We start from the raw sequence: 15927 nt of genomic DNA, 5'->3' as shown, positions 1-15927 counted from the left end.
TTATGTAACAAGAAGAAGGGCGGCTCTCCTCGCGGAGGCCGCCCTTCCCTTTTCCTGGACCGTGTGGAGGCTACGGGAAAAGTTCCCGTGACGTAACAATGGTGTCAGGCGGCCTTGGGCCTGGCGAAGCGCCGGCGCGCGACCAGCGCGGCCGCGGCCGCGCCGAACAGCAGGACCATCGACGGTTCGGGCACTTCGGTGCCGCTGGACGTCGAGGATGAGGTGCTGCCGTTCGAGGACGACGAGGTGGAGCTGGAGGTCGACGAAGACGTCGACGAGCCGGTCGACGTGGACGTGGACGACGACGTCGAGGAACTCGTCGAACTGGAGGTCGAAGACGAGGTCGACGAGCTGGTCGAGACGTTGCCCGACGAGGTCGAGGTCGAAGAGCTGGTGCTGACGTTGCCCGAGCTGGTCGAGACGTTGCCAGACGAGGTCGAGGTCGACGAACTGGTGCTGACGTTGCCGGAACTGGTCGAGACATTGCCCGACGAGGTGGAAACGTTGCCCGAGCTGGTGCTGACACCGCCGGTCGATGTCGAGACGTTGCCGCTCGAGGTCGACGTCGAGGTGGAGACGCCGCCGGTGGAGGTCGAGACGCCACCCGACGTCGAAGACGTGGACCCGCCCGAGGTGGAGGTAGAGCCACCCGAAGTGGAGGTGGACCCGCCCGACGTGGACGACGATCCGGTGCTGGTGGACGAGACGACCACGCTGCCGCCGCCACCGCCGCCGCCGAAGAAGCCCCCAAAGAAGCCGCCGCCGAAGCCGCCGATCGGGCCGCCGCCGATCACCACCGGCACGCCGCCGCCACCGCTGACCGGCTGGGGCGGCATCGGCGGCATATAGGGCACGGGCACCATGGCCATCTGCTGCGCGGGCGCCTCGCAGGTCCGCGTGGTGGTGGTCCGCACGATCTTGCGGGCGCGATGCACTTCGCGCGGGGCACGGTGCGCGATCTGGCGCGGCGCGCGCTTGGCCTGTTTCACCTTCACCAGCTTGACGTGGTGAATTTCGCCCGAGGAGGGGGCTTCTGAAACGTGCACTGCGCCGCCACCAAGAATGGCGCCGCCCGCCGCGCAGGCTGCAAGTTTCGCCAAGGCCATCCGAACCGACATGATCGTTGCTCTCACTTGTTCCCCGAGGAAGCCCGATAGCATGACGGCGTTAACAGCCTGCTTCGCCCTTCCTGACGTGTCGAACAACGCAGATGAATCGCCCCGCGACAATGGCGTTAACCGGGTTTCGGGCATGAAAAATGCCCAAAGATGTCCCGTTTCCGACGCCGCGGTTAACTCTGTCCCAAACTGGAACCGAATCCCGGCAGGCCGTTACCCCGATCGGACGTGCGCGTTTACTTGCCGCTGTCGAACAGGTCGGGAAGCGAACCGGTGGGGGGCGTCAATCCCAGGTGCTGCCAACCGCGATCGTTGAGGCAGCGCCCGCGTGCGGTGCGCGCGACGAGGCCGAGCTGGATCAGGTACGGCTCGATCACTTCCTCGATCGTGTCGCGCGGTTCGGAAAGGCCGGCGGCCAGCGTTTCCACGCCCACCGGCCCGCCCTTGTAGATGTCGGCGATCATGGTGAGGTAGCGGCGGTCCTGCGCGTCCAGCCCCAGCGAATCGACTTCCAGCCGGGTGAGCGCCGAATCGGCCATGGCGCGCGTGATCGTGTCGGCGCCCGCCACTTGCGCGAAATCGCGCACCCGGCGCAGCAGGCGGCCGGCGACGCGGGGCGTGCCGCGCGCGCGGCGGGCAATCTCGGCGGCGCCGTCCCGGTCGATGCCGATGCCGAGCAGTCCGGCGCCGCGCGTCACCACGCGTTCCAGTTCGGCCACGGTATAGAACTGCAGGCGCACCGGGATGCCAAAGCGATCGCGCAGCGGGGTCTGCAACAGGCCCTGCCGCGTGGTCGCGCCGATCAGGGTGAAGGGCGGCAGGTCGATCCGCACCGACCGGGCGGACGGTCCTTCGCCGATGATGAGATCGAGCGCGCGGTCCTCCATCGCCGGATAGAGCACTTCCTCGACCACGGGATTGAGGCGGTGGATCTCGTCGATGAACAGGACGTCGCCGTGTTCCAGATTGGTCAGCAGCGCGGCGAGATCGCCGGCCTTGGCGATGACCGGGCCGGAGGTGGCGCGGAAGTTCACGCCGAGTTCGCGCGCGACGATCTGCGCCAGCGTGGTCTTGCCCAGGCCCGGCGGGCCGAAGAACAGCACATGGTCCATCGCCTCGCGCCGCATCTTGGCGGATTCGATGAACACGCGCAGGTTCTCGCGCGCGGCTTCCTGCCCGGTAAATTCGGCGAGCGACTTGGGCCGCAACGCGGCGTCCGGGTCTTCGTCCTGCCGCGCGGCGGAGAGGAGGGGGTTATCGGTCATGTGCTCGACTGCCACATCGCGAGACGGGTGTTCATCGCGGTCACCCCGCCGCCCGCTTCAGCGCGACGCGCACGAGGTCGTTCAGGCCGGCGTCCTCGCCCAGTTCCTTCAGCGCGGCGGCGACGGCGGTGCTGGCGACGGCGGGTTTGAAGCCCAGGTTCTGGAGCGCGGAAATGGCGTCGGCGCTGGCGGAGCCGGCGGGCAGGGGCACGGCCTCTCCGCCAGGGCCAAGGGGCGAGGCATAGCCGGCCAGACCGCCCGCCTTGTCCTTCAGTTCGTTGACGATGCGCCCGGCGAGCTTCGGCCCCACGCCGTTGGCCCGCGCGACCATGGCGCTGTCGCCATTGGCGCAGGCACGCTGCAATTCCTCGACCGACAGGGCGGACAGGATCGCCAGCGCGACCTTGCTGCCAACGCCCTGCACGGCCGTCAGCAGGCGGAACCACGCCCGTTCGCCCGCGCTGGTGAAGCCGATCAGCCGCTGGTCGGTTTCGCTCACCTGCATCTCGGTATGGACCACGACCTTGTCGCCCCGGATGCCGAGATGGGTGAGCGTCTTGGCCGAGCAGTGGACGAGATAGCCGACGCCGTTCACGTCGATCACGGCCCAGTCGGGGCCGGTGTCATCCAGGGTGCCGGTGAGCTTGGCGATCATGGTTTGTTCCTATGGCAGGATTGTTCGCCGCGCACCAGCCCCTGATGCGTGACGCTTCCTGCCATCGGTGATCGCTACTCTCAGTGCAGCACGCCGGTCCGTTTCATGGACGATGCATACCACAGCAGCAACAGCAGCACGCCCCAGATCAGGGCGGTGAAGATCGCCATCGCGGTGCCGCTCATTTCCGGCGGCCGCTCGGTCATTATCTGGTAGCCTTGACTCACGGCCAGCCCCAGCAAGGACAGCCCGAACGCCGGCACGGCGTGGCGCGATCGTGCGATCAGCAACAGCGAACCCGCCAGCGAACCCCACACGCCCAGCGCCCAGAAGCCGGTGAGCCAGGCGGGCATGGCATCGAGATAGGCCAGCGTATCCGGCGTCAGCTGCGCCATTGCCACCGGATCGCGCGTGACCGTGCGAATGTAATCGAGACAGCCGAAGCTGTTCCACAGCAGGCTGATGACGCCCACCACCCACAGGTGCCATGGCGCGCCCAGACGTCTTTCTTCGAGCGGTTGCCGTTCTTCGACAGATACCATGCGCCTCTCCCCATAAGGCTGCTGGCGCATGATACCATCATCGAACCATCCGTCCAAGCGCGAGTCCGGCAGCATCAGAGCCGTTCGATCCGGCGCGCCGCCTCGTCGAGGATGTCGGCGATCTGGTGGGCCATCCCATCGTCGAGGCCGCCCATCAGGCGCTGGCCGAGCGCCACCTTGAGGTTGTGCATCGCCCGGCGCACCGGCGGGCTGCTGTGCCGCTGGCGCTGTTCGCCGAACGCCTTGAGCCGTTCGACCAGCGCATCGGCTTCGGCCGCCTTTTCCGCCAGTTCCGCGCGCCCGCCCTCGGTCACGGTGAAGGCCTTGCGCGATCCTTCGCCGGCCACTTCGGCGAGAAGGCCTTCGTCCACCAGCAGGCTGAGCGTGGGATAGACCACGCCGGGGCTGGGGGCGTATTCGCCGCCGGTCAGTTCCTCGATCGCCTTGATCAGTTCATAGCCGTGGCGATCCTGTTCGGCCACGAGGCGCAGCAGCACCAGCCGCAGTTCGCCGCCGGCGAACATCCGCCCGCGTCCCCTGCCGCCGCCGCGACCGCCCCGGCCGCCCGATTCGTCATCCCAGCCGCCAAAGCCGCCGCCGAAATCGCCGAAACCCCGGCCGAACGGACCGCGTCCGCCCATCATCATCTTCATCATGCCACGCGCGGCGAAACCGCGTCCGTGGTTGCGGCCGTGATCGAGGCCGCAGCGGTGTTGTTCGTGTCGCAATGTCTTTACTCCGTATATCACGATGCGTCTAAGATATATCTTATTGAATGTTACGCAAGAGCGGGGATGAAAAATTTTTGCGGCGCGCTATCTGCCCCCCATGCGGGTTACGCCCTATCACGAACGCAGATGACCGACCTGTTCGCCTCTCCCCCGGCCGATACGCCACCATCGGAGCCGCGCGACGACGGGCCGCTGGCCGACCGCCTGCGCCCGCGCACGCTGGCCGACGTGATCGGGCAGGAACACCTGACCGGGCCGGAAGGCGCGATCGGGCGGATGGTGGCGGCGGGCAAGCTTTCCTCGATGATCCTGTGGGGGCCGCCGGGCACCGGCAAGACCAGTACCGCGCGCCTGCTGGCGGATGCCGTGAACATGCGCTTCGTGGCGATCAGCGCGGTCTTTTCGGGGGTGGCCGACCTGAAGAAGGCCTTCGCCGAGGCCGAGGCGATGGCGCTTACCGGCCGGCGCACCCTGCTGTTCGTGGACGAGATCCACCGCTTCAACCGCGCCCAGCAGGACGGCTTCCTGCCCTTCGTGGAGAAGGGCACGGTCACGCTGGTCGGCGCGACTACGGAGAATCCCAGTTTCGCGCTCAACGCCGCGCTGCTCAGCCGCGCGCAAGTGCTGATCCTGCACCGGCTGGATGCTGCCGCGCTCGGCGAATTGCTGCGGCGCGCCGAAGAGATCACCGGGCTGCGCCTGCCCCTGACCGGCCCCGCGCGCGAGGCGCTGGTCGCCTCGGCCGATGGCGACGGGCGCTTCCTGCTCAACCAGGCGGAAACGCTGTTTGACGTTTCGCTGACCGAACCGCTCGATCCCGATGCGCTGTCGAAGTTCCTGATGCGCCGCGTGGCGGTCTACGACAAGGACCGCGACGGGCATTACAACCTGATCTCCGCGCTGCACAAGGCGCTGCGCGGATCGGACGCGCAGGCGGCGCTCTATTACCTCGCGCGGATGCTGACGGCGGGCGAGGAGCCGCTCTACGTGCTGCGCCGGCTGGTCCGCTTCGCCAGCGAGGATATCGGCCTGGCCGACCCGCAGGCGCTGGTCCAGTGCCTTGCCGCCAAGGACGCCTACGATTTTCTCGGCAGCCCCGAAGGCGAACTGGCCATCGTCCAGGCCTGCCTCTATTGCGCCACGGCGCCCAAATCGAACGCGGCCTATGTCGCGCAAAAGGAAGCCTGGAAAAGCGCGAAGGAAACGGGATCGCTGATGCCGCCGGCCAATATCCTCAACGCGCCGACCCGGCTGATGAAGGACATCGGCTATGGCAAGGGCTATGCCTATGACCATGACGCGGAAGACGGCTTCTCCGGCGCCGACTACTGGCCGGAAGGCATGGGGGCGCAGCACTATTACCGCCCGGTGGAGCGCGGTTTTGAAAGACAGGTGCGCGAACGGATGGATTGGTGGGAAAGGAAAAGGCGTGAACGTCGGGAAGGCTAGCATCCTTCTGGTGATGGCAGGGACGGTGGTGACGCTTGCCGGCTGCGGGCAGGACGCGACGCCAGCCCCGCGGCCCACGCAGAGCGCCACGCCCGCCGCGACTGGTGCGCCGGCGATGATGGCCTCCGCCACGCCGTCACCGGCTCCGTCAGCATCGCCGTCGCCCGAGAGCACGCCCGCGCAGCCCGCTTCCGCGCCGTCTGCTTCGGCCACGCCCGCGCCCGCATTCCCGCCCTGCGCCGAAGTGCCGCGGCGGGGCCGGTACTTCCCGGACAAGCCGGTGATGATTCCGGGCGCGCTGCATGCGCTGGTGATCGGCGGGACCACCCGGCTCAGCGTGAAGACGCTTTCGGGCCGCACGCTGTGCGTCAACATGTACGGCATGGCGCAAGCGCGCGACTTCCGCATCAGCGAGGACCTGCGGCTTCTGGGCTTCTGGTGGACTGGTTACGAGGCCGACGGCTACAAGGTGATCGATCGCATCGGCCATGGCCGGGTGATCGAAACCGTCTCGCGCCCGCTGCTTTCGCCGGGGCACAAGCGCTTCGCCGCGATCCAGTTCAGCGATGCCAGCTTCGGCGGCATCGAAGGCGTGCGCGTGTGGGAAGTGGGCAAGCGGCAGGTGGTGCGCGTTGCCGATGTCAGCAACAAGGGCGGGCTTTACGGCAATTCCTGGCGCCTGCTGCGCTGGGCCGACGATTCGTGCCTGGTGCTGTCGATGATGCCGTTCGACCGCGATGTCGGCCCGCGCCGACGGATGGAACTGCGCCTGCTGAAGAACGATTTCGCGTTCACCGAGATCGAACCCGGCCACGCCGGCTGCGCCCCGCCCGAAGAGGAAGACGAGGCCCGCCCCGGCAAGACGGGCGTCCACAAACCGGCCGGCAAGAGCAGGACAGGCCACGGCAGGACGCGACACGGCAGGGCGTGAAAGGGCGTTTCCGCCATTTCGCCGCGATCGACTGGTCCGGTGCGGCGGGTGAGCGCCACAAGGGCATCGCCGTGGCGCTGTGTCGTGAAGGCAGCGCGGCGCCGGTGCTCGTGCGCGAAGGCCATCGCTGGTCGCGCGCGGAGGTGCTGGGCTGGCTGCTGGATGATCTGCCATCCGATACGCTCGTTGGCATGGACTTGGGCATGTCGCTGGCGTTCGCGGATGCCGGCGCGTTCTTTCCCGGCTGGGCGGAAAGCCCCGTCTTTGCGCGCGATCTCTGGCGGCTTGTCGATCGGCTCTGCACGGAGGAACCGCACCTCGCGGTCGGTGCCTTTGTCGATCACCCGGAACTGGCGCGGCATTTCCGCCGCCACGGCGGGCGCGAAGGCGATCGCTTCCGCCTGCCCGGCGCGGCGGACGGGCGTGGCCGCTTCCGCGTGACCGAGCAAGAACAGGCACGGCTGGGGTGCAAGCCCTATAGCAATTTCAACCTCGTCGGTGCGGCGCAGGTGGGCAAGTCGAGCCTTTCGGGGATGCGCCTGCTGCACCGGATGGAGGGGCGCTTGCCGGTCTGGCCGGTCGACCCGCTGCCCGCCGGCGGATCGGTGCTGGTCGAAATCTACACCACGATCGCCGCCATCGCCGCCGGCCGCAGCGCCGCCCGTTCAAAGATCCGCGACGGAGCGGACCTCGACACCGCGCTCGCCGCGCTTGGCAGCGCACCCGCCGGGCATCGGGGCGCGATCGACGACCATCGCAGCGATGCCTTGCTCACCGCCGCCTGGCTGCGCGCGAATGCCGGCCGCGCCGAACTCTGGGCGCCCGCTCTGCTGACCGATGCCATCGCGCGAACGGAGGGCTGGACCTTCGGCTGTCCTTGAGGCTAGGGAGACCGCGACGCTCAGGCGCGCCGGCTTAGCACAGTGGTAGTGCAGCGGTTTTGTAAACCGAAGGTCGGGGGTTCGAATCCCTCAGTCGGCACCATTTCATCGTCCAGCGCTGTTCGCGCAACTCCTCTGCCTCACTCAACCGCCTCGCGCAGGACCGCGATGCCTTGCTCCCTTTGCGCTTTCAACTCGCGCTTCAGCACCGCCGGGTCGCGCGCGAAGACGAAGCCGAAGCTGACGCCGCCGTGCTTGCCGATCGTCGCGTGGTGCAGCTTGTGGGCCTGCACCAGCCGCCGGGCATAGCCGCGCCGGGGCACCCAGCGGAACCAGCGCTGGTGGACCAGGCCATCGTGCACCAGCGTGTAGATCACGCCATAGACCAGCACGCCGATGCCGATCCAGGTGGCCGGCGCCCACGCCGCAGACCCGCGCACCAGCGGGCTGCCCAGGGCGAAAAAGGTGATCGAGATCGCCGCGCCGACCAGCGCGTAGAGGTCATTGCGTTCGAAAAAACCGTCGTGCGGCTCGTGATGATCGCGGTGCCAGCCCCAGCCGAAGCCGTGCATCACATACTTGTGGCTGCTCCACGCAAGGCCTTCCATGGCGATCACGGTGGCAAGGACGATCAGCGTGGCGGCAAGCGTGGTCATGACCGTTTCCATACCGCCCGACGCGACAGTTCGCGACACTTTCTTGCAGTGCTGCGACGCGCATTTTCCGGCCATTCAGGCACTTGGGGGCAGGAACGGCGTTGTGCGGAAGAGACCGCAGACTGAAAGGACCGAAGCCATGAAGAAGTTCATTCTCGCCGCCCTCATCCCCGCCGCGCTGGCCGGTGCGGCCGCGCCCGCGCTCGCGCAGCCGATGCCGCCGCGGCACAACGATGCCTGGGCGCTGACGCCGGCGCGCAATGCCGAAATCCGCTCCGACATCCAGCGTTTGCGCGCCGACATCGATCGCGCCCAGGCCCGCCGCACCATCTCGCCGCGCGAGGCCAGCGGGTTGCGCCGCCAGGCCGCCGATATCCAGCGCCAGTATGCCGCGTTCGCGCGCGGCGGGCTGGACCGCAACGAGGTGCGCAGGTTGCAGGACCGCGTGAACGACGTCCGCGCGCACTTGCGCATGGAACGGCGCGACTGGGACGGCCGTCGCGGCTGATTGATCGACTTTCCACCGCGCAAGAAAATTTCGTAATCTAACCTTCCGGCGCGCCTCTTCCCGCTTGAAATGCGGCAGGGGCGCGCCTAACCGCCTTGCATGACCAGCAATCCGCGCACGCTTTACCAGAAAATCTGGGACGCCCACGTCGTCGAGAGCCGCGACGACGGCACCAGCCTGATCTACATCGACCGTCATCTCGTGCACGAAGTGACCAGCCCGCAGGCGTTCGAGGCGCTGCGCGTATCGGGCCGCACGGTGCGCCGTCCCGACCTGACGCTGGCGGTGCCCGATCACAACCTCCCCACCACCGCGCGCCGTGATGCGCAGGGGCGGCGCATTCCCATCGCCGATCCCGAAAGCGCCTCGCAGCTGGCCGCGCTGGAGCGCAATGCGCCCGAATTCGGCATCCGCCTGATCGGGGACGCCGATATCGAGCAGGGCATCGTCCACGTCGTCGGGCCGGAGCAGGGCTTTTCCCTGCCAGGCGCGACGATCGTGTGCGGGGACAGCCACACCGCCTGCCACGGCGGGCTGGGCGCGCTGGCCTTCGGCATCGGCACGTCGGAAGTCGAGCACGTTCTCGCCACGCAGACGCTGCTGCTCAAGCAGTCGAAGTCGATGGAAGTGCGCGTGGACGGCGATCTGCGTCCCGGCGTTTCGGCCAAGGACGTGGTGCTGCACATCACCGGCGTGCTGCGCGCGGCGGGCGGCACCGGCTATGTCATCGAATATACCGGATCGGCGATCCGCAGCCTGTCGATCGAGGGCCGGCTTACCGTGTCCAACATGGCGATCGAGCACGGTGCGCGCGCCGGGCTGATCGCGCCCGACGAAAAGACCTTCGCCTACATCAAGGGCCGCCCCTATGCGCCGCAGGGCGCGGACTGGGACAAGGCCGTGGCCTGGTGGCAAAGCCTCGCCACCGATCCCGGCGCGCAGTACGACAAGGTCGTGGTGATCGACGCGGCCGACATTGCGCCCAGCGTGACCTGGGGCACCTCGCCCGAGGACGTGCTGCCGATCAGCGGCATTGTTCCCGCACCGGAAAGCTTCGATGACCCGTCCAAGCAGGACGCGGTGCGCGCGAGCCTGGCCTACATGGGCCTCGAACCCGGCCAGCGGCTCGATTCGATCCCCGTGGAGAACGTGTTCATCGGTTCGTGCACCAACAGCCGGATCGAGGACATGCGCGCCGCCGCTGCCGTGCTCAAGGGCCGGAAAAAGGCGGATAATGTGCGCTGGGCGATCGTCGTGCCCGGCTCCGGCCTGGTCAAGAAGCAGGCCGAGGACGAAGGGCTGGACCGCATCTTCATCGATGCCGGTTTCGAATGGCGCGAGCCGGGCTGTTCGGCGTGCCTTGCCATGAACCCGGACAAGGTGCCGGCCGGCGAACGCTGCGCCTCCACCTCGAACCGCAATTTCGTCGGCCGCCAGGGGCCGGGCGCGCGCACGCACCTCGTCAGCCCGGCGATGGCGGCGGCGGCGGCGGTGACCGGCCATCTCACGGACGTTCGCGAACTCGTCTGACGGGGCGGGGGAATGAGCCGCAAGGCGTCGTTCCCGCCCGTCGCGTCCCCCGCCACGCGGGTGCTGGTGCTGGGCAGCCTGCCGGGCGAGGCCTCGCTGGCTGCCGGGCGCTATTACGCGCATCCGCTCAACCAGTTCTGGCGCCTGATCGGCGGCGCGATCGGGCAGGACATTGCCGCGCTCGATTACGACGCGCGGCTGGCCGCTCTGCTGGCGGCCGGCGTGGGGCTGTGGGACACGATCGGTTCGGCCCGGCGCAGCGGCAGCCTGGACGGTGCGATCCGCGATGCGGAGGCCAACCCGCTGGCCGCGCTGATTGCCGGTCTGCCGAACCTGCGCTGCGTGGCCTTCAACGGCGCGATGTCCGCGCGGATCGGCCGGCGCGCGCTGGCGGAACTTGACCGCGTGGCGCTCGTTCAGCTTCCGTCCAGCAGCCCGGCCTATTGCAGTGTCACCTTCGCGCAGAAGCAGGCCGAATGGTTGAAGCTGCGGGATTTTCTGGCGGAAAATCCGCCGGGGTGAGGTTGCAAATCGATGACGGTCCGTCACATTGGCCGCGCATCAAGGAGTTTGGTTTCGTGACGACGAAGAAGACGGACTGGACCGGCAAGGCGGCCATGGCGGGCGCGGCGATCGGATCGGCGGCGCTGGCGGCGGCTTTGCTCTATGCCTCGCGGCGCAAGGAAAGCGCCGAGGCGGGCAAGGCGAAGCCGACGCCCCCGGCGGACCCCGTCGAAACCGACTGACGTTTCGGGTCTTGCGGGGCGCGCCCGCGCAGGTATAGCGGCACTATGGAACCGGTCAGCCAGATTGACGGACGGGCGATCCCGTTCGGCCGCAAGAACGTCGATACCGACATCATCATTCCCGCCCACTGGCTGAAGACCATCAGCCGGGACGGGCTGGGCCGGGGTGCGTTCGAAGCGCTGCGGCAAGACCCGGACAACCTGTTCGACAGCGCCGAGTTCGCCGGCTCGCCGATCCTGATCGCCGGTGACAACTTCGGCTGCGGTTCCAGCCGCGAACACGCGGCCTGGGCGTTGCTCGACCTCGGCATCAAGGCGGTGATCGCGCCATCGTTCTCCGATATCTTCTCGGGCAACGCTTTCAAGAACGGCATCCTCACCGTGGTGCTGCCACAGGAACAGGTCGATCGCCTGCTGGACGTGGCGAAGACCGATCCGATCCACATCGATCTGGAAGCGCAGACGGTGACCACGCCGTTCCAGGACCGTTTCCGCTTCGAGATCGATCCGTTCCGCAAGCATTGTCTGCTCAACGGGTTGGACGAAGTGGGGCTGACGCTGGCGCGCGATACCGCGATTTCGGCGTTCGAGAGCGCCGTGCAGGCTGAACGTCCGTTTCTGGCGCGGGGAACCGGCGTCGCGGCCTGATTTGCGGCTGGACGGCGGGTTCGTTTAACGGATCGCTTAAACCCTCTTCCCTTCACTGGTGAAACTTGCTTGCATGCGCGGGCGAGAACCGGACGGCCTTTCCGCATCCGGCAACGAATGGAATTGGGAGATACCGATGAAGGCCTTGCGCACCCACGCCGTTGGCGGTCCCGAAACGCTGACGCTGGACGATGTGTCCGATCCCGTGCCGGGCGCGGGGCAGGTCGTGGTGGCGATGAAGGCCTGCTCGATCAACTTCCCCGATACGCTGATGATTCGTGATCTCTACCAGTTCAAGCCGGAACGGCCCTTTGCGCCGGGCGGGGAACTGGCCGGGGTGATCGACGCGGTGGGCGAAGGCGTGACCGGCTGGAAGGTGGGCGACCGCGTGATCGCCATGGTTGGCAACGGCGGCCTGGCCGAGAAGGTCCGGGTTGAGGTCGGCCGGCTGTTCCCGCTGCCCGATGGCGTCGATTTCGCCACCGGCGCGTCGCTGCTGATGACCTATGGCACGACGTATCACGGCCTGGTCGATCGCGGCCATATCAAGGCGGGCGATACGCTGCTGGTGCTGGGCGCGGCGGGGGGCGTGGGCCTTTCCGCGATCGAGCTGGGCAAGGCGTTCGGCGCGCGCGTGGTCGCGGCCGTTTCGAGCGAGGAAAAGGCCGCCGTCGCGCGCGAGGCGGGTGCGGACGATGTGGTGATCTATGGCCGCCCGCCGTTCGACAAGGCGCAGTCGAAGGACCTCGCCGAAAAGTTCAAGGCGGCCTGCGGCCCCAATGGCGCCAACGTGATCTACGACATCGTGGGTGGCGATTATTCGGAACCGGCGCTGCGTTCGATCGCGTGGGAAGGGCGTTTCCTCGTCGTCGGCTTCCCCGCCGGCATCGCGCGTCTGCCGCTGAACCTGACGCTGCTCAAGTCCTGCGACGTGTGCGGGGTGTTCTGGGGCGCGTTCACCGCGCGCGAGCCGAAGAAGTTCGCGGAGCAGGTGGCCGAACTCTTCGCCATGCTCAAGGCGGGCAAGATCAATCCCCGCGTTTCCGCGCGCTTCCCGCTGGAAAGGGGTGGAGAAGCGATCGCCGTGCTGGAAAACCGGCAGGCCGTGGGCAAGGTCGTGGTGACGACGGAATAGCGTGGCCTGCTAGGCTCCCGACCCTAGCGCCGGCTTCCGTAGGCCGGGATGCCCAGCTTCCAGTGGATCGCCGCGCCGCGCAGGCCGAAACCGGCCAGCGCGGCGACCGGCCAGACCAGCCCGTCGGGCAGGTTCGCGATCCGGCCCAGCACGCAGAGGCCGGAGGCGAGCGCCGCCGCGGTTACATAGAGCTCGGGCCGCATCAGGATAGAAGGGCGGCCGGCCAGCACGTCACGGATGATCCCGCCCACGCAGCCGGTGATAACGCCCATCATCATCGCTGGCACGGGCGAGACGCCATAGGCCAGCGCCTTGACGGTGCCGAGCACGGCATAGGCGCCCAGTCCGGCGGCATCCGCCCATTCCAGCGCGCGCCCTTCCCACCAGCGGTGCGGGGTGAACCACGCGACCAGCGCCACCACGAAGCACACCGGGGCGACCGACGGATCGCGCACCCAGAACACCGGCGCGCCGATCAGCAGGTCGCGCACCGATCCGCCGCCCACTCCCGTCACCAGCGCGAAGAATGCCATGGTGACGAAGGTCTGCCGCAACCGCGCCGCAAGCAGCGCGCCGGTCAGCGCGAACACTGCGATCCCGGCCAGATCGAGAAAGCCGAGAATCGCGGGCAGCGCGGGCGCGGCCAGGATCGGGGAGGCGATGGTGGAAACAGCGGGGAGAGGCATCAGCGCAGCAACTGGCCGATCGCGATGGCCATGGCAATGCAGCCGCGGTCCGCGTGGCTCGGGCCGATTACCTGCATCCCCACCGGCAGGTGCCCGGCAGCGCCTACTGGCAGCACGGTGGCAGGCAGACCGGGAAATGTCGCCGTCCCGGCATAGGCCAGCACGGCATCGACGGAAACGGCCGCGCCGTTCACCAGCAGCGTCCTTTGCGGCATCGGCGTATCGTCATGCCGGAAGGCGGGCACGGCGCTGGGCGCCATCAGGACGAAATCATAGCTGTTGAACAAGGCGGCCCACGCCCGCTGGTTGCGGGCCTGCGCATCGCACAGCGCAAACCAGTCGGCCGCACTTGCTACCTGCCCTTGTGGCCCCGGAGCGCCTTTGAACAGCGCGATCTGCAGCATTCGCATGTAGGTGTCGTGCTGCTCGGCCAGATCGGGCAGCAGCGCGCTGCGCCGGTCCACTGCCGCGCCCGCCGCTTCCAGCGCTTCGACCACGGCCTCGATCGGCGCGCGCACGGCGTCGTCCACCGGGCAAAGCGGGTGATCCTCCAGATAGAGGAAGCGCGCGCCGCCGATGGCGCGCTCGCGTCGAACCAGCGGCCGGTCCAGCGTCACGTCGAGCAGCAGCGCCAGATCCTCGCCGTTCCGCGCCATGGGGCCAACCACGCCGAGGGCGATGTCGTGCCCGTCGGTGCCGGGAAACTCCTGCCCCTGCGATGTCACCACCCCCCAGGTGGTCTTGTGACCCCAGACGCCCGAAAAGTGCGACGGCACGCGAATCGAACCGCCGATGTCGCTGCCGTATTCCGCTGGCACCATGCCGGTTGCCAGAGCCGCAGCGGCCCCGCCGGAGGAGCCGCCCGGTGTTCGCCCGGCATCGTGCGGGTTCACGGTGCGACCATAGACCTCGTTGGCGGATTGCCAGTCGGCGAGGTAGGGCGGCACGTTAGTCTTGCCCAGCAAAACCGCGCCTGCGCGCTTCAGCCGCCGCACCACGGCGGCATCGCGCGGCGCAACATAATCGCGGCAGGCGGGCAGGCCCCAGGTGGTGGGAAGGCCGTCCACGTCGAAGCTTTCCTTGATCGTCATCGGCACGCCGAACAGGGGCTGATCGCCTTGCGGGCCGGTTGCGGTCAGCGATTTCGCCCGGTCCCGGCTGCGGTCGAAATCGCGCACGACCACCGCGTTGATCGCCCCGTCCAGCGCTTCGATCCGCGCGATCGCGGCGTCCACCGCTTCGAGCGGTGACAAGGCGCCGCGCGCGATCATGGCTGCCAGCGCCGTTACGCCGGGTTCGTCTGTCAGTTTCGGAACCATTGCTCTCCCTCGTTTGTCCGTTCCGCGGTCAACCCGCCTGCCGCAATTCTTCGGCCAGTGTGTGGACCAGTTTGCCCGCCGGCAAGGACCGCGCAAGGCGAGCGCCCTGTCCGGCCCATTGCGCGCCGAAGCCGGCTTCGCCCCTTGTCTTGGCAGCCGTGTTCAGCGCTTTGCCGGCATCGTACGCGATCGGATAGGCCGGAGCGGTCAGGCCGCAGCTTTCCCCCCAGGTGGTGAAGCGGTTGGCCAGACCGCGCGCCGGGCGGCCGGAGATGGCGCGGGTCATCACGGTCGGCCGTCCTTCGGCCAGCGCCGTGCGGTAGCCGGCGTCGGCCGCGCTTTCGGGGCAGCCGACAAAGGCCGTGCCCAGCTGCGCCGCCACCGCGCCCAGCGCCAGCGCGGCGCGGATGCCGGCGCCGTCCATGATGCCGCCAGCCGCGATTACCGGCAGGCCCGCGCGCCGTGCCAGCAGGCGGGTCAGCGCCAGCGTGCCCAGTTGCTCGTCCGGCGCGTCGGGATCGAACATGCCGCGATGCCCGCCGGCCTCGAACCCCTGCGCCACCACCGCATCGATGCCCGCCACGCGCGCCGCATCCGCTTCGGCCAGCGAGGTGGCGCTGGCCAACAGCAGGCATCCGGCCTGTTTCAGCGCGGCGATGCGGTCCGCTCCGGGCAGGCCGAAGTGGAAGCTGGCCACGGCGGGGCGTGCCTCCACCAACGCGGCCAGCATGGCGTCGTCCTCGGCGAAGCTGCGGTAAATCTCGCGCAGCGCGGTCGGCGGTTCCGCGCCGAATTCACGGAACAGTGGCGCCAGCCCGTCGCACCATGCCGCCTCGTGCGCGGGATCGGCCACGGCCGGCGTGTGAACGAAGACATTGACGTTGAACGGGCGGTCGGTGCGGGCCTTCAGGTCCGCGATCATCGCCCGCGCGCCGTCCGCGTCGGTTGCGCCGACGGCGATCGAGCCGAGGCCTCCGGCGGCATTGACCGCCGCCGCCATCGCCGGGGTGGAGACGCCCGCCATCGGTGCCTGGATGATGGGATGGGCCAAGCCCAGCTGCGCGACGAGTCCGGTCATGGACGGGAGCTTAGGCTATCGCTTGGTGGCGCGCCATATTCCGGTCACG

General features: G+C 68.4%; 19 protein-coding genes and 1 tRNA gene. 11 read left to right on the top strand and 9 right to left on the bottom strand.

The window, feature by feature from the left end; translation table 11 throughout:
* Positions 1-104: 104 nt before the first annotated feature.
* Positions 105-179, bottom strand: coding sequence for a hypothetical protein (locus tag F1640_RS25165; RefSeq protein ID WP_255530490.1), 75 nt, complete (start codon positions 177-179; stop codon positions 105-107).
* 19 nt (positions 180-198) lie between these two features.
* Here F1640_RS25165 and F1640_RS25160 point away from each other — a divergent pair, with 19 nt between their 5' ends.
* On the top strand, positions 199-849 hold the full coding sequence (locus F1640_RS25160; RefSeq protein ID WP_255530314.1) for a hypothetical protein: 651 nt from the start codon (positions 199-201) through the stop codon (positions 847-849).
* Between the two features lie 505 nt (positions 850-1354).
* Here F1640_RS25160 and ruvB read toward each other — a convergent pair.
* From ruvB to F1640_RS08240, 4 genes are all read right to left on the bottom strand, one after another.
* Entirely contained in the window at positions 1355-2383 is a 1029-nt protein-coding gene (gene ruvB / locus F1640_RS08255) for a Holliday junction branch migration DNA helicase RuvB (protein WP_194918649.1), read from the bottom strand.
* A gap of 40 nt (positions 2384-2423) precedes the next feature.
* Positions 2424-3038 (bottom strand): Holliday junction branch migration protein RuvA, encoded by a 615-nt coding sequence (ruvA, locus tag F1640_RS08250; protein ID WP_125954010.1) that lies wholly within the window; start codon positions 3036-3038, stop codon positions 2424-2426.
* An 80-nt stretch (positions 3039-3118) separates the two neighbouring features.
* On the bottom strand, positions 3119-3580 hold the full coding sequence (locus tag F1640_RS08245) for a hypothetical protein (RefSeq protein ID WP_124808200.1): 462 nt from the start codon (positions 3578-3580) through the stop codon (positions 3119-3121).
* A gap of 74 nt (positions 3581-3654) precedes the next feature.
* Positions 3655-4308: a PadR family transcriptional regulator gene (locus F1640_RS08240; RefSeq protein WP_309229224.1), complete on the bottom strand. Its 654-nt coding sequence runs from the start codon at positions 4306-4308 to the stop codon at positions 3655-3657.
* A gap of 129 nt (positions 4309-4437) precedes the next feature.
* Here F1640_RS08240 and F1640_RS08235 point away from each other — a divergent pair, with 129 nt between their 5' ends.
* The 4 genes from F1640_RS08235 (at position 4438) to F1640_RS08220 (ending at position 7675) form a co-directional block, all read left to right on the top strand.
* Positions 4438-5760, top strand: coding sequence for a replication-associated recombination protein A (locus tag F1640_RS08235; RefSeq protein WP_136956507.1), 1323 nt, complete (start codon positions 4438-4440; stop codon positions 5758-5760).
* Positions 5741-6691 carry a hypothetical protein gene (locus tag F1640_RS08230; protein WP_194918647.1) on the top strand — a complete coding sequence of 317 codons (951 nt, stop codon included), beginning with the start codon at positions 5741-5743 and terminating at the stop codon, positions 6689-6691. Before F1640_RS08235 ends, F1640_RS08230 begins: the two co-directional genes overlap by 20 nt.
* Positions 6688-7572, top strand: a complete 885-nt coding sequence (locus F1640_RS08225; protein WP_194918645.1) for a hypothetical protein — start codon at positions 6688-6690, stop codon at positions 7570-7572. The genes F1640_RS08230 and F1640_RS08225 overlap by 4 nt, the downstream gene beginning before the upstream one ends.
* A 28-nt stretch (positions 7573-7600) precedes the next feature.
* Positions 7601-7675: transfer RNA gene (locus F1640_RS08220), tRNA-Thr, on the top strand.
* A 37-nt stretch (positions 7676-7712) separates the two neighbouring features.
* On the opposite strand, the gene F1640_RS08215 is transcribed toward F1640_RS08220, so the two are convergent.
* Positions 7713-8228, bottom strand: a complete 516-nt coding sequence (locus F1640_RS08215; protein ID WP_194918643.1) for a sterol desaturase family protein — start codon at positions 8226-8228, stop codon at positions 7713-7715.
* A 139-nt stretch (positions 8229-8367) separates the two neighbouring features.
* Here F1640_RS08215 and F1640_RS08210 point away from each other — a divergent pair, with 139 nt between their 5' ends.
* From F1640_RS08210 to F1640_RS08185, 6 genes are all read left to right on the top strand, one after another.
* The gene (locus tag F1640_RS08210) at positions 8368-8736 is read left to right on the top strand and encodes a hypothetical protein (RefSeq protein ID WP_124808206.1); all 369 of its coding nucleotides are present in this window, start codon (positions 8368-8370) and stop codon (positions 8734-8736) included.
* Between the two features lie 99 nt (positions 8737-8835).
* Positions 8836-10266 carry a 3-isopropylmalate dehydratase large subunit gene (gene leuC, locus F1640_RS08205; protein WP_124808207.1) on the top strand — a complete coding sequence of 477 codons (1431 nt, stop codon included), beginning with the start codon at positions 8836-8838 and terminating at the stop codon, positions 10264-10266.
* A 12-nt stretch (positions 10267-10278) separates the two neighbouring features.
* Positions 10279-10788 (top strand): DNA-deoxyinosine glycosylase, encoded by a 510-nt coding sequence (locus F1640_RS08200; RefSeq protein WP_125954008.1) that lies wholly within the window; start codon positions 10279-10281, stop codon positions 10786-10788.
* 56 nt (positions 10789-10844) lie between these two features.
* Positions 10845-11012: an LPXTG cell wall anchor domain-containing protein gene (locus F1640_RS08195; protein ID WP_124808209.1), complete on the top strand. Its 168-nt coding sequence runs from the start codon at positions 10845-10847 to the stop codon at positions 11010-11012.
* 45 nt (positions 11013-11057) lie between these two features.
* Complete coding sequence (gene leuD / locus F1640_RS08190) at positions 11058-11660, top strand: 3-isopropylmalate dehydratase small subunit (RefSeq protein WP_194918641.1); 603 nt, start codon at positions 11058-11060, stop codon at positions 11658-11660.
* A gap of 136 nt (positions 11661-11796) precedes the next feature.
* Complete coding sequence (locus F1640_RS08185) at positions 11797-12795, top strand: NADPH:quinone oxidoreductase family protein (protein ID WP_125954006.1); 999 nt, start codon at positions 11797-11799, stop codon at positions 12793-12795.
* A 23-nt stretch (positions 12796-12818) separates the two neighbouring features.
* Here the strand turns inward: F1640_RS08185 and F1640_RS08180 are convergent, their stop codons facing one another.
* The 3 genes from F1640_RS08180 to F1640_RS08170 are packed head-to-tail and all read right to left on the bottom strand — an operon-like array spanning position 12819 to position 15878.
* Positions 12819-13481, bottom strand: a complete 663-nt coding sequence (locus F1640_RS08180) for a trimeric intracellular cation channel family protein (RefSeq protein WP_125954005.1) — start codon at positions 13479-13481, stop codon at positions 12819-12821.
* Positions 13481-14800, bottom strand: a complete 1320-nt coding sequence (locus F1640_RS08175) for an amidase family protein (protein WP_194918639.1) — start codon at positions 14798-14800, stop codon at positions 13481-13483. Before F1640_RS08175 ends, F1640_RS08180 begins: the two co-directional genes overlap by 1 nt.
* A gap of 28 nt (positions 14801-14828) precedes the next feature.
* On the bottom strand, positions 14829-15878 hold the full coding sequence (locus F1640_RS08170; RefSeq protein ID WP_194918638.1) for a nitronate monooxygenase family protein: 1050 nt from the start codon (positions 15876-15878) through the stop codon (positions 14829-14831).
* Positions 15879-15927 lie beyond the last annotated feature (49 nt).

It is taken from the genome of Novosphingobium sp. NBM11 (assembly GCF_015390225.1).
GTDB lineage: Bacteria > Pseudomonadota > Alphaproteobacteria > Sphingomonadales > Sphingomonadaceae > Novosphingobium.
The sequence above is the reverse complement of the archived record's forward strand: the minus strand, read 5'-3'. Positions and strand labels throughout refer to the sequence as shown.

Bases quoted from the DNA above. Each gene is read 5' to 3' on its own strand.
- ruvB (WP_194918649.1), bottom strand. From the start codon at position 2,383: ATGACCGATAACCCCCTCCTCTCCGCCGCGCGGCAGGACGAAGACCCG.
- ruvA (WP_125954010.1), bottom strand. From the start codon at position 3,038: ATGATCGCCAAGCTCACCGGCACCCTGGATGACACCGGCCCCGACTGG.
- F1640_RS08245 (WP_124808200.1), bottom strand. From the start codon at position 3,580: ATGGTATCTGTCGAAGAACGGCAACCGCTCGAAGAAAGACGTCTGGGC.
- F1640_RS08235 (WP_136956507.1), top strand. From the start codon at position 4,438: ATGACCGACCTGTTCGCCTCTCCCCCGGCCGATACGCCACCATCGGAG.
- F1640_RS08215 (WP_194918643.1), bottom strand. From the start codon at position 8,228: ATGACCACGCTTGCCGCCACGCTGATCGTCCTTGCCACCGTGATCGCC.
- F1640_RS08210 (WP_124808206.1), top strand. From the start codon at position 8,368: ATGAAGAAGTTCATTCTCGCCGCCCTCATCCCCGCCGCGCTGGCCGGT.
- leuC (WP_124808207.1), top strand. From the start codon at position 8,836: ATGACCAGCAATCCGCGCACGCTTTACCAGAAAATCTGGGACGCCCAC.
- F1640_RS08200 (WP_125954008.1), top strand. From the start codon at position 10,279: ATGAGCCGCAAGGCGTCGTTCCCGCCCGTCGCGTCCCCCGCCACGCGG.
- leuD (WP_194918641.1), top strand. From the start codon at position 11,058: ATGGAACCGGTCAGCCAGATTGACGGACGGGCGATCCCGTTCGGCCGC.
- F1640_RS08185 (WP_125954006.1), top strand. From the start codon at position 11,797: ATGAAGGCCTTGCGCACCCACGCCGTTGGCGGTCCCGAAACGCTGACG.
- F1640_RS08180 (WP_125954005.1), bottom strand. From the start codon at position 13,481: ATGCCTCTCCCCGCTGTTTCCACCATCGCCTCCCCGATCCTGGCCGCG.
- F1640_RS08175 (WP_194918639.1), bottom strand. From the start codon at position 14,800: ATGGTTCCGAAACTGACAGACGAACCCGGCGTAACGGCGCTGGCAGCC.
- F1640_RS08170 (WP_194918638.1), bottom strand. From the start codon at position 15,878: ATGACCGGACTCGTCGCGCAGCTGGGCTTGGCCCATCCCATCATCCAG.